15 protein-coding genes are annotated in these 12,292 nt (G+C 36.3%); 4 read left to right on the top strand and 11 right to left on the bottom strand.

Annotation, left to right across the window (positions count from 1 at the left end):
• Positions 1-22: 22 nt before the first annotated feature.
• The 4 genes from V7138_RS10075 to V7138_RS10090 form a co-directional block, all read right to left on the bottom strand.
• A complete protein-coding gene (locus tag V7138_RS10075) occupies positions 23-988 on the bottom strand; it encodes a YpdA family putative bacillithiol disulfide reductase (RefSeq protein ID WP_335396605.1) in 966 nt (321 codons plus the stop codon).
• 180 nt (positions 989-1,168) lie between these two features.
• Entirely contained in the window at positions 1,169-2,449 is a 1,281-nt protein-coding gene (locus V7138_RS10080; protein ID WP_335396606.1) for a Glu/Leu/Phe/Val family dehydrogenase, read from the bottom strand.
• Positions 2,450-2,775: 326 nt separating this feature from the next.
• Positions 2,776-3,366 carry a genetic competence negative regulator gene (locus V7138_RS10085; RefSeq protein ID WP_335396607.1) on the bottom strand — a complete coding sequence of 197 codons (591 nt, stop codon included), beginning with the start codon at positions 3,364-3,366 and terminating at the stop codon, positions 2,776-2,778.
• A 109-nt stretch (positions 3,367-3,475) separates the two neighbouring features.
• Positions 3,476-4,249: a metallophosphoesterase gene (locus V7138_RS10090; protein WP_335396608.1), complete on the bottom strand. Its 774-nt coding sequence runs from the start codon at positions 4,247-4,249 to the stop codon at positions 3,476-3,478.
• Between the two features lie 221 nt (positions 4,250-4,470).
• Between V7138_RS10090 and V7138_RS10095 the strand changes: the two genes are divergently transcribed.
• From V7138_RS10095 to V7138_RS10105, 3 genes are read left to right on the top strand one after another with little or no spacing between them, the layout of a single operon-like run.
• Positions 4,471-4,701, top strand: a complete 231-nt coding sequence (locus V7138_RS10095) for a spore coat associated protein CotJA (RefSeq protein ID WP_335396610.1) — start codon at positions 4,471-4,473, stop codon at positions 4,699-4,701.
• Positions 4,698-4,967, top strand: coding sequence for a spore coat protein CotJB (locus tag V7138_RS10100; RefSeq protein ID WP_335396612.1), 270 nt, complete (start codon positions 4,698-4,700; stop codon positions 4,965-4,967). The genes V7138_RS10095 and V7138_RS10100 overlap by 4 nt, the downstream gene beginning before the upstream one ends.
• A 44-nt stretch (positions 4,968-5,011) precedes the next feature.
• Entirely contained in the window at positions 5,012-5,581 is a 570-nt protein-coding gene (locus V7138_RS10105) for a manganese catalase family protein (protein WP_335396613.1), read from the top strand.
• A 30-nt stretch (positions 5,582-5,611) separates the two neighbouring features.
• Here V7138_RS10105 and V7138_RS10110 read toward each other — a convergent pair whose 3' ends face one another.
• The 5 genes from V7138_RS10110 to V7138_RS10130 all read right to left on the bottom strand — a co-directional run bounded on the left by V7138_RS10110 (position 5,612) and on the right by V7138_RS10130 (position 10,023).
• Complete coding sequence (locus V7138_RS10110) at positions 5,612-6,085, bottom strand: YpbF family protein (RefSeq protein WP_335396614.1); 474 nt, start codon at positions 6,083-6,085, stop codon at positions 5,612-5,614.
• Between the two features lie 95 nt (positions 6,086-6,180).
• Positions 6,181-6,840, bottom strand: a complete 660-nt coding sequence (locus V7138_RS10115; RefSeq protein WP_335396615.1) for a LysM peptidoglycan-binding domain-containing protein — start codon at positions 6,838-6,840, stop codon at positions 6,181-6,183.
• Positions 6,841-6,842: 2 nt separating this feature from the next.
• Entirely contained in the window at positions 6,843-7,439 is a 597-nt protein-coding gene (locus tag V7138_RS10120) for a CPBP family intramembrane glutamic endopeptidase (RefSeq protein WP_335396617.1), read from the bottom strand.
• Positions 7,440-7,444: 5 nt separating this feature from the next.
• Positions 7,445-8,956: a RecQ family ATP-dependent DNA helicase gene (locus V7138_RS10125; protein ID WP_335396618.1), complete on the bottom strand. Its 1,512-nt coding sequence runs from the start codon at positions 8,954-8,956 to the stop codon at positions 7,445-7,447.
• Positions 8,953-10,023 carry a helix-turn-helix domain-containing protein gene (locus tag V7138_RS10130; RefSeq protein WP_335396620.1) on the bottom strand — a complete coding sequence of 357 codons (1,071 nt, stop codon included), beginning with the start codon at positions 10,021-10,023 and terminating at the stop codon, positions 8,953-8,955. Before V7138_RS10130 ends, V7138_RS10125 begins: the two co-directional genes overlap by 4 nt.
• Before the next feature lie 293 nt (positions 10,024-10,316).
• Here V7138_RS10130 and V7138_RS10135 point away from each other — a divergent pair, with 293 nt between their 5' ends.
• The gene (locus V7138_RS10135) at positions 10,317-10,565 is read left to right on the top strand and encodes a ferredoxin (protein WP_077618638.1); all 249 of its coding nucleotides are present in this window, start codon (positions 10,317-10,319) and stop codon (positions 10,563-10,565) included.
• A gap of 82 nt (positions 10,566-10,647) precedes the next feature.
• Here the strand turns inward: V7138_RS10135 and V7138_RS10140 are convergent, their stop codons facing one another.
• Together V7138_RS10140 and V7138_RS10145 are read right to left on the bottom strand one after the other, a co-directional pair.
• Entirely contained in the window at positions 10,648-11,460 is an 813-nt protein-coding gene (locus tag V7138_RS10140; RefSeq protein ID WP_335396622.1) for a histidinol-phosphatase, read from the bottom strand.
• 75 nt (positions 11,461-11,535) lie between these two features.
• Positions 11,536-12,234, bottom strand: a complete 699-nt coding sequence (locus V7138_RS10145; RefSeq protein ID WP_335396623.1) for a peptidoglycan DD-metalloendopeptidase family protein — start codon at positions 12,232-12,234, stop codon at positions 11,536-11,538.
• Between the last annotated feature and the right edge of the window lie 58 nt (positions 12,235-12,292).

Here is a 12,292-nt window from a genome sequence, read left to right on the forward strand (position 1 = left end):
GGACGACTCAGGGCGAGCCGTCCTATTTTCTGTCTAAAATGGTTTTTGCAATTAAGTCCCCGTGGAAGCGTCCGTTTTCAATGAAGATTTCATTGGCATTATTTCCTGCTGCAATGACACCAGAGATAAAAATCCCCTCTACGTTTGTTTCCATTGTGTTAGGGTTAAACGAAGGTCTACCTGTATCTTTATCAATCTGAACATTCATTTTTTGTAGAAAGCCATGATCTGGATGATAGCCCGTCATCGCAAAGACATAATCATTTTTTACCTTCTTTTGTTCTTCTCCAACTTGATAAATCACAGCATCTTCTGTGATTTCAACGACATTTGCATTAAATTCCATGTTTATAATCCCGTTACGAACCAATGATTCAAACTCTGGTAATATCCACGGCTTAATACTTGATGAATATTCAGATCCTCGATATAAAACAGTTACTCGTGCATCGGCATTCACTAGCTCTAAAGCAGCATCTACACTTGAGTTCTTGCCTCCAATTACGACAACATCCTTATCGAAATATGGATGCGGTTCTTTAAAATAATGGAAAACTTTAGGCAGGTCTTCACCAGGAACATTCATGTAATTTGGATTGTCATAATAACCAATTGCAACAATCACATATTTTGCCTGATACTCACCCTTTGTGCTTGAGATGATAAATTCATCATTTTCAAGTTTCTTAACACCGGTTACTTTTTCAAATGAATGGACTCTAATTTTTTCACGTTTTGCTACTTCTCGATAATAAGCTAAAGCTTGATTTCTTTTTGGCTTTCGACCTTCAATAATAAATGGAACATTCCCTATTTCTAATTTTTCGCTCGTACTAAAGAATGTTTGATGTGTAGGATAATGGTAAATGGCATTTACAATATTTCCTTTTTCAATGACAAGCGGTTTTATTCCAATATTCTGCAGTGAAATAGCAGCTGCTAGGCCACAGGGTCCTCCCCCAATAATAACGACTTCTTCCGATTGCATGTTTGTCACTCCTACTATCTTCTGTCAACCTATAAGGTCTTATCTAGTTTTGCTTTCCTTATTTTAGTACAATTGTCTGTTAAATGATTCACTTAGGGCATGATAGTGCCGAACTTAAAAATCTCCCACCATAAAATGATAGGAGATTTCCTTTAATCGTGCAAATGAAATGATTTGGAATTAAATCCAGCCTCTGAAGCGTGAAGCTTCAGCCATTTTTCTGACACCCACCATGTAGGCTGCAAGTCTCATGTCAACACGTCTATTTTGAGCGGTTGAATAAATATTTTCAAAGGATTTAACCATTACTTTTTCAAGTTTTTCTTCTACTTCTTCCTCTGACCAGTAATAGCCTTGGTTATTTTGAACCCATTCGAAGTATGAAACCGTCACTCCACCAGCACTTGCTAAAACGTCAGGTACGAGAAGGATTCCTCTTTCAGTTAGGATTTGTGTCGCTTCAAGTGTTGTAGGACCATTTGCGGCTTCCACTACAATACCTGCTCGTATATTATGGGCATTTTCTTCAGTAATTTGGTTTTCGATTGCAGCTGGAACAAGGATATCACAATCAAGCTCCAACAATTCTTTGTTTGTGATTGTATCGTTGAATAACTTAGTAACAGTTCCAAAGCTATCACGACGATCCAACAAGTAATCAATATCTAAACCATTAGGATCATATAGTCCACCATATGCATCAGAAATACCAATTACCTTAGCACCTGCATCATGCATAAATTTCGATAAAAAGCTACCTGCATTTCCAAAGCCTTGTACAACGACACGAGCTCCTTCAAGATTAATGCCACGTTTCTTTGCTGCTTCACGAATACAAATAGTTACACCCTTCGCGGTCGCAGACTCACGGCCATGTGAACCACCTAATACAAGCGGTTTACCCGTGATGAACCCAGGTGAATTAAATTCGTCAATTCGACTGTACTCATCCATCATCCAAGCCATAATCTGAGAATTCGTAAATACATCTGGAGCAGGGATATCCTTTGTTGGCCCTACTATTTGACTGATTGCACGCACATAGCCACGACTTAGGCGCTCAAGTTCACGGAATGACATATCTCTAGGGTCACAAATAATTCCACCCTTTCCTCCACCATATGGCAAATCCACGATACCACATTTTAAGCTCATCCAAATCGAAAGCGCTTTAACTTCCTTTTCAGTAACATTGGGGTGAAATCGGATTCCACCTTTTGTTGGACCTACTGCATCATTATGTTGTGCGCGATAACCAGTAAAGATTTTTACAGATCCATCATCCATTCTTACTGGAATTTTCACGGTCATCATTCGAATCGGTTCTTTTAAAAGCTCGTATACTTCTTCAGGGTACCCTAATTTTTCTAATGCTTTATGTATGACTGTTTGTGTAGATTTGAGGACATCCATTTTCTCTTCGTTGTGTTTTGAAATGTCCTTATTATTTTCGGCTACCATTTGTAAACCTCCCAAGATTTTTCACGAGAATCAGTTCCTATTACTCAAAGGTGTAAACAAGATGCTGGAAATGCCGAGATTTCGGTTAGTAAAATATGAGTTCAATTTCTTTATGCAAAAAAAATAAAGACAGAAAAATAACATCTATTTTCCAGATACTATTTATTGTCCACCTTTCCAGTCACTAGTATACACCTTCCATATGTTTATGCAAGATGAAATGTGCAGAATCTTTATTTTATATCAATTAAAAAACACCGTAAAATCTACAATTAATTAAATCTATTAATGTAGAGAAAAACCCCTAATCTTCGTTAGAGGCTTTCTTAACTTTTAATAAAATAGTTGTAAATTTCCTTCATGGCCTTTTCTTTAAAAAGGATTTTTCCATATTCATGAACCCGATATTTCGTAATTGTCGCAGGATTGCCAAATTCGGCTAAAATGGCAATGACGTTTTCTGTATGAAAGGCTGAATGATCTTCAAATAACAAATAAAAATAGTCTTTATAGGAATATAACCTACCACCATCTATTGATAAACAATTTAATCTGGTTGAAAGCTGAATAACATCTTCAAACGTATGAAACTCATAAAATATATCTTTACTTTCATCAAGAGTAACCTGCATTTCAATATAATCTTCATCTATAAATTCTTCGTCTTCAAGATCCCCTACTGAATTTGTGACAATGATTACCATTCCTTGTGCTTGTAATGAATATACTTCCACAGCAATGGGACCATCCGCTTCGAATCCTAATTCGGCACTTGCTTCTTCAATCATATCACGAAATAATTGGTGGACCTTTAGCGAATCCGACAAAAGATCATCTTTAGTGAGGCCACGATCAACCAGATCATCGAATGTAAGAAAAATCTTGATTTTATTATAAGTTAAGCGCTCAAGACGCATTAAAACCCCTCCCTCACCATCACACCTACAGCAACCGTTACTTTATTTTATGAAGAAATAAAAATTATGTTCTTGGATTTAATGTTGTTGGGACTTTTTTTACCATGTATTAGCTTTCAGATGATTGAAGAGTAATCAAATGTGTCTCAGCTGGTGCTCCAAGCCTTAACGGGATTCCAGATGTACCATATCCATTACTAACAAAAATAGTCATTCCGTTCTTATACTCGATACCGCCTTTCGGGTAAAGCCCGAATTTCCAAAACCGAATTTGTCCACCATGTGTATGCCCGGAAAGTAGGAGATTAATCTTGTTCTCTGGTTTAAGCTTGCCTTTTATTTCTGGATTATGACTAACCAAAATTTTAAAATCTGCTTCATCCCCTGCATCCAATAGAGCAAGGTCCAACCTGCTTCTTCCTTCCTTTACATCATCAATTCCAAGGAGAGCAAGTTTTTCACCTTCTACCGTTTCGAAAAACATCGCCGTGTTATCGAGAATTTTAATGCCCATACTTAATAGTAAGGAATCAAGTTCATGGTAATCTACTTCATAATCATTATTGCCCCACACGAAGTACGTAGGTCCAACCGTTTTAATTAATTGAAGGTTCTTCTTTACACGTTCAAAGGGTACACCCTTTTCTGTTAAATCCCCTCCAATGATAACAATGTCTGCTTTCCCCTTCACTTCATTTATTATTTTTTCAGATACCTCTCTTCTGTGAATATCTGAAATAAAAAAAATCGTAATGTTTCCAAAGCTTTTAGGAAAATCTGAAAATGTTAATGTTTTCGTTACAACACGATCTAGTCTTGCTTCCTGCCACATATATAGAAGGAGCAGTACCCCCAGAAAAATAATCCCGAAAAAATATAGCATATTCCACGCCCTATCTATCTAGAATAAGGTTTTTAACGTTTTTGAATATACAGATATGATACCATAAATTTTGGAAAAGGCTAACCATAATACATTTGTCATGGACTAACGTATTTTTCAACTACCTCTTTAAAAACATGATGGTAAAGTCATTTTTTTACTCCCTCTGCCATACAGTAGAATGACATTGTTTTGTAGTTTAACATCAAGGAGGTTGCTTCATGTTTACAACGAGGAAGGCCTATTACCCCTACGTAAGCCCATTTGACCCTTGTAAACCAATTACACGTAAAACATACGTTACCCCACCAAATCTTTATATCACATTTCAACCAGCGAACCTACCTCAATTCTCACCAAAGGAAGCATTATTCGCGGGGACACTTTGGAAAGTTTTCTACGATCCATATTACAGCCCGTATGAACCCAAAAGGGAGGCTGAGCGCGAATGAACCCTAAACAGATGCCCCCAGAGTATTATGCGTTATTAGAGGATCTGCAAGCACTGGATTTTGTGTTAGTAGAACTCACTTTGTATCTTGATACTCATCCACATGATTATGAGGCGATACAACAATTCAATACCGTTTCACAACAACGAAGAAAGGTCGCAAAGCAATATGAAGAACGCTTTGGGCCTTTGACACAATTCGGTCGTTACAGCTATTCCAACTACCCTTGGAACTGGGATGACGAACCTTGGCCGTGGCAGGTTTAATAAAAATTTGAATGTTAATTTTACAGGGGGAGGAATATCGATTAATGTGGATATATGAAAAAAAGCTGCAATATCCTGTCAAAGTGAGTACATGCAATCCAATGTTAGCGAAGTTACTGATTGAACAATATGGTGGGGCAGACGGTGAGTTAGCTGCCGCATTGCGCTATTTAAATCAGCGTTACACAATACCTGGAAAAGTGATTGGATTGTTAAATGATATTGGAACAGAAGAATTTGCCCATTTAGAAATGATTGCCACCATGGTGTATAAACTTACAAAAGATGCTACCCCTGACCAATTAAAAGCTGCAGGTTTAGCTGAACACTATGTAGATCATGATAAAGCATTGTTTTACCACAACGCTGCAGGTGTACCATTTACAGCAACATATATCCAAGCAAAGGGCGATCCAATTACAGACTTATATGAAGATATCGCCGCAGAGGAAAAAGCAAGGGCTACCTATCAATGGATTATCAACATGAGTGATGATACTGACCTAAATGACAGCTTGCGCTTCCTACGTGAGCGTGAAATAATCCATGCCCAACGATTTAAAGAAGCTGTCGAAATACTTAAAGAAGAAAGAGACAAAAAGAAGTTTTTCTAAACAAAGTAAATAGCTGAATCTTGAATTCAGCTATTTGCTTTCATGATATAAGTTTACATCAAACTCCTTTTTCATCATCTCAAAAACCCGCTGGCGCTCACGCCATTGTGCCGGCTCTTTCCATAAGTCTTTACTCTTATCAACAATTTCACATCTGATTGCATGATATTTATCCTCAGCTTCATCCTTCTTTTTATCAACATAACGAATACCTCCGTAAAGCCCTCCAATTACAAATACGAACATGAAATAAATAGACCCATCGAGAAAGATCCCAATCATAAGTTCTGTGGAATGACCATAGGGAAGGACAATTGTTTTATACACATACACTAAAAAAATTGATAATAAAAAAAGAGCACCAAGCTTCATATAATAGGCACGCGCCTTTAACTTTTCAAATTTTCTCTTTTTCTCAACGGAATGCTGAAGCATTTGCTTGGTCACTTCGTCTGTATATTCATTTAACTCCCTTATTTGCTTTTCGATCTCTAATCCCTCCATATCAACATCCTATAATACCAAAATATGAGCTTGTACATACGTATATGTCTAATCAAAAAAAATAACGCGAGAGATCTCACGTTATTTAGTCAGCACTAATTTAGTTTAATTGGAATTCGTAAAATTTGACCTTCAATGACTGTATCACCATTTATATTATTCCATCTTCGTATTAATTCTTCACCATCACGGCTTTTGTAATATTTCATGGAAATTCGATAAAGATTTTCATCCGCTTGTACTTTATGATACTTTATATCATATCGTTCCTTTGGCTTCTCTTGCTGTTGTACTGGTTGCTTCGTTGCTTCAGTAGTAGGTGGAGGGGTTTTTTCAGCAACGCTTTGACTAGGCTCTTCATTCGTTGGTGTTTCCTCTTGTTTTTCTACTTCAGACTGACTCTGTTCTTTTTGTTGCAGATTAGATTCTTCTTCCTTATTTTCAGGTTCTTTATCTTGCTCATTTTCTTCAGGAGCTTGTACAGTCTCATTTAAGTCTTCATAACTAATACTTTCAAAATTTGCACTCTTTTTTATAGGAGGTGATTCTAGCTGGTCTGGATTTGCATTAAATTTATAGCTAAGGATAGCAATAGGAAGTAATACAAATAAAAGAGCTAACAAGCGAATAATTGGGTATTTAATTTTTAATTTTGTTTTCTTTTTCTTCGTTTTGTGGAATTCACTTCGAGGCGGTAATGTCGAAGTACTTGTTTCTATCTCAAGAGATTTTTCTTCCCCTTCGCGGTGGTTCAAGACTATACCTCCTTTGTTAAACTACGTACATATTCCATTCTAAGCTTTACTGCAAAAATAAAATCAATCCAAAAATGAGCATATACCGTTATCCACAAATTTTGATAAAGCTCATAAATATACCCTAAAAAAAAGCTCAAAAAAACGACAGAGATCAACAGAACCCATTTATATAAATAACGGACATGTAAGAGTGCAAAAATCAAACTAGCGATGAAAAGTCCAAAATGAGTTTGAATGACACCCCTAAATAATATTTCTTCCGAAAAAGAAATTAATATACATAAAACAAAAATATGGGGGATGCTTCGTTTTTGAAAAATACGCTCATTAATTCCACCATCATCATACATGGCTTCAGGAAGCCATTTCATCAATAAAAAATCTACAAAGACAACAACTAAAGCAAAAGCTGAGCCAACAAGGAGAATATTCCAGTCCTTCCAATCCCATAATTTTAAAAATGAGGACCAATTGTCAAACAAGAAAAAACCAAGGACTAAAGACACAATTAACAGAATTCCTTGTGTTAAATAAAGGTGAAAAACAATTTCTTTGTCCGGTAACTGTTTGATAATATCTGCTTGGCGTCTAGCCATATTTTTCACCCTTTTCTATGAAAGATGTGATGTAATTCTTGTCTCCAAGAAGGCAACTTCCATTCTTCTCCTCCAACTATCTTGCGCTTGTACCTTTCCCAGTCAATTTCACATAAATCACAACATGAGGAAGGTTTTTGTTCAAGGATTTCATCAAAATATGCTAAAACTTCGTCACGTCTACACCCTTGTGTCATGATCCAATTTTTCATGATCTTTAGTTTTTTTACTTTATAAACATATCGCTTCCTGGCAGCTTCATCAACGATATGAATGGCATTTTGCATGTTAACTTGTGATAGAATGACCTCTTCCAAAGACAAATAAAATTGAATAAATCGCCATTGGACTTCTGAGACACTAAAGACTGTCTGAAAGTAATCTTCGACCGATTTTGTATATATAAATTTCCCTTTGTCTTTAATATCCTGATTGATATATTCAATCACCAGTTGGGTTTGTTCCTTCGTCGGAAGTTCGTATTTGATTAAAACTTCAGGGATCTCGTTGTCCATTTCATGATAGAGCAGAATTGCTACACTTGGGTTTCCGTCCCTACCCGCACGTCCGATTTCCTGTAAATATGCCTCCATCTGTGAGGGATAATGAAAGTGAATGACAAATCGAATATCAGGCTTATTCACGCCCATCCCAAATGCATTTGTACAACAAATAATCGACAATTGGTTGTTGATAAATTGCTCCTGAATCAACATTCTTTGCTCCTGGTCCATCCCACCGTGATAACAAGCAACCTTATCTAAGCCTTTATCCCTTAAATATTGAGCCATATTTTCAGCCATGATTCGACTTGAAAAATAGATAATTCCTGGTCCTTGAAACTCTTTTGTATACCTAAGAAGCAGATCTTTTTTATCATCGAGAGAATGAACCCTTTTTACTGCAATTGCAATATTTGGTCGATCGATGGAGTGGATATGCATGCTAGGATTTGTTAATAATAATGTTCTTCTAATGTCCTCAAAAACTTCCTTTGTCGCTGTCGCTGTTAAGGCAAGGCAAGGTGGAGAACCTATTTTTTTGCGGATATCACCCAATCTCGAATAATCAGGGCGAAAATCATGCCCCCATTGCGATATACAATGTGCCTCATCCACAACAAATAGAGAAAAATGAATTCCTTTTAATTGGTTCATGAAGTATCTAGATTGCAGGATCTCGGGTGAAGCAAAGATATATTTATATGTGTGTAGGCTTTGCATGACCTTCCGCTTTCTTTCGTTCGTTAAGAAACTATTTAACGCAATTACTCGTTTTTCACCCATTTTCTTTAATTGAAGGACCTGATCCTCCATTAATGCCACAAGTGGGGAAACTATAAGAACACTTCCATCAAGTATTTGTGCAGGTAACTGATAGCAAAGTGATTTTCCTCCTCCAGTTGGTAAAAGGGCAATGACATCATCCCCCTTAAGAATATCTTCGATGATTTCCTGTTGCCCTTCCCGAAAAGAGGCATGATTAAATTTTTCTTTTAAAAGTACATTAAGATTCATGTTAAACCACCAAGTTTCGCGAGAACCAGTCTAATTTCAAAATACGTAATGTCATTTGACAGTTTTTCCTTTAATGGTCGTAATTGTTTTGTTTGCAGTGTCTGGTAAATGGAAGAAATCAATTGTTGATGTTCTGGGGAAACAAATGGATCAATTGAAAAATCAGCCTTCTGATGTGCAACTTCTACAACATGGTCTTCAATTGTATTTCGTTTTAAATTACGAACACGTGCAATTTCATCAATTGTTTTTCCTTGCATTAACATCTGATACGTTGTCTTCGTTGAAGAGGTCAGCAACAATTGATTGTGATGATTTGTTTCAGTCATCGAGAATAGTATTGGAAACCTCTCCCCATCTATTTCAAGTTGTTTAAGAATCGTATGCAAAGTATGTAAAAAGAGGATTTTGCACCATGTCTCATCCTGATTGTACAAGGAACTAATTTGCTCAATGGTATAGCCGATTCTTGTTGAACTTGTCAGTCTCATGACAAATATCGTTGCTTCCAATTCTGATACATTTTCTAAGGTTTGCAAAATCTCATTGTAAAGGGATTCAGCTAATGAAAATCGGTTTTGTCCGTTTTTCATAATGAATCCTTTCACCCAATCAATAACTGCATCATCCTGTTGAATGGGTGTATATTGTTTTTTCTCGTCAATTAAATTAGACAGGACCTGTGTAAGAAGTGAAAGTCTTTGCCAAAGCAAAATAGATTGGTCATTATATTTCCAGCCGTTTAAATGATCAGGGATCGGTTTCTTTTTCTGTTCCTCCATTAAAAGCAAATAACCACTTTCATTAAGAATATATTGATTGCTTAAGGGTGTTATTTCCTTAATCAGGGAATGTGCCAGAAGCATTTTAATTTCTTTATTAAATTGTTCTCTATCTAGGGGTTTCAGAATTCCGAATAGATGTGAAAGAGTAAATAGATTTGCATCCCCAATTGTTTGAGAGGATTTTTTACCATTCAACAAATGATATATACCATAAACTGTTCGTTCTCCGTTCAGTCTATCAATGCATGTTAAAATCAATATCGAGCGATAAGTTATGTTCATCGTCTTCCCCTCTCAATCGAAATACATGGAAAATTGTCGAATGAATGTTACCTTTATTTTATCAAATAATAACGAAAAGTGGGATGTTTTCGTGTAGATTTATGAATATGCTTGTCAGAAAGGAAAAACCCTTATCTGATAAGCAATCTCACATTATATTTTTATTGAAAAGTTTTGTGAACAGCTTTACAATGAGATATGAGGAAGCTGTTTCTCATCTTTTGAGGAAGTAGATGGGGAACTAATATAAATATATGTTTATACATGTAATGATTTCGGGAGGTTAAGTACACATGGCAAAGTATACCATTGTTGACAAAGAAACTTGTATCGCTTGTGGTGCATGTGGTGCAGCTGCACCGGACATCTACGATTACGACGATGACGGAATTGCATTTGTAACACTTGATGATAACCAAGGAATTGTTGAAATTCCAGAGATATTAGAAGAAGATATGATCGATGCATTTGAGGGCTGTCCAACTGATTCCATTAAAGTTGCAGACGAGCCATTTGATGGGGATCCATTAAAATTTGAATAGGTAATTCAATAGGAAAGAGCCCTTAAAAAAGGGTTCTTTTTTAAAAAAACAAAAACAGGCTTGGATAGCCTGTTTTTTACGTTCATCCTAGTGGAACTTCTTTTCGTTTCCCTTTTTCAAATGTCATCAGGGTTTTGTAGCCAACACTTTTTGCTAACTCAATTGCTTGGTCAAAATCGGCACCTACATCCTGTGGGCGATGAGCGTCTGATGATAGGACGATCGGAATATTCTTATCAAAGCACATTTGGAGTAGTCGTGGATCTGGATAAAGCTTTCCGATTGGCTTTCTTAATCCAGCAGTACTAATTTCAACACATGTTTTGGAATTAGCTAATGCAGATGTTGCACGATCAAACTGCTGCAGTAGGAATTCTTCGTCCTCAGGAATATACTTAAATATTTTGACAAGATCAATATGGCCGATAATATCAAATAAGTTAGATTCGGCTAAGGTAATGACTTGGTCGTAATACTTCGTATATGTATCATGTAAATCCCGCTTATCCCACTCTTCACGGAATTCCGCAAGGTCAATTCCAAAATCTCCTACCCAGTGTATTGAACCAATGACATAATCAAAATCATAGGAAGAGATAAATTTTTCCATTTCAGCATGCTTTCCAGGTGTATAATCCATCTCAATCGACATTTTTACATCAATATTATTTTTCCAGGCCAACTTAAATAAATCTACATAATCCTTCATATCGTAATATCTTCTAGCATCAACCCAAGGATTACTGAGAATATCTTTAGTCTGATAAAAATGATAGGCATGCTCAGATATCCCGAAATGATCAATCTTCTTGGATTTCGCCTCGTTGATGAACTTCATCAAATAGTCTAGTTCAAGTGTACCAAGCTCTAAGTGATTGTGATAATCAGTGCGCATAAGAATCCCCCATTGAAGTTTTTTATCATTATACATGAACAAACTTCTGATAGGAATGAAAAAGGCTTAAATTATTTAAGTTTTTTCGACAATTAAGACTTGATTCGGAAAAATTAAATCACCTGTTAACTGATTTAAAGCTTTAATTTCTTCTACAGATAATCCTACCTTATTTGCAATGACAGATAACGATTCTCCCTCTTTCACTGTATAGGTTTCAAGTTTTTTTGAAACCTCAATCCCCTCTTTTGGCATAATCGCGGGAACAAGAATCTGTTCATCTGTCAATACATATAGAGGATCAATGGCATTGTTTCTGGAAGAATTCCATTCCCCATTATGCACTTCAAAATGTAAATGTGGACCTGTTGAATTTCCAGTACTCCCAATATGCCCAATTAATTGGCCTTTTTCAACTTTATCACCAACTTGAACATTCCGTTTACTTAGATGTGCATAGACCGTTTCATAACCATTTGGATGCTCAATAAAAATGACATGGCCATAAGAGCCTCTGAAAGCCGAGCTTTTAACGATTCCTTCTTCAACCGCATATATGTGATCTCCAAGTGGAGCAGCAATGTCTAAGCCTTTATGATTCCCTTGTCTAGTTCCAAAAGTATCAGTAATTGTCCCTATGACTGGCCATGCCCACTCTTTTGTTGCATCTGCTGCATTTTCTTGTGCGTACGTACTGTAAGTATTGAAAAAGAAAAAACTTATACAAATTGCCGTTACGGTAACAATAGCAATTCGTCTACCCTTAAAAAACATTTATATCCTCCTCAAAAAATGAACAATTGTGGTTTAAAATTTAACACCCTATCATTAT

The organism is Bacillus sp. JJ1533 (assembly GCF_036965045.1).
In the GTDB taxonomy this organism is placed as follows: Bacteria; Bacillota; Bacilli; order Bacillales; family Bacillaceae_L; genus Ferdinandcohnia.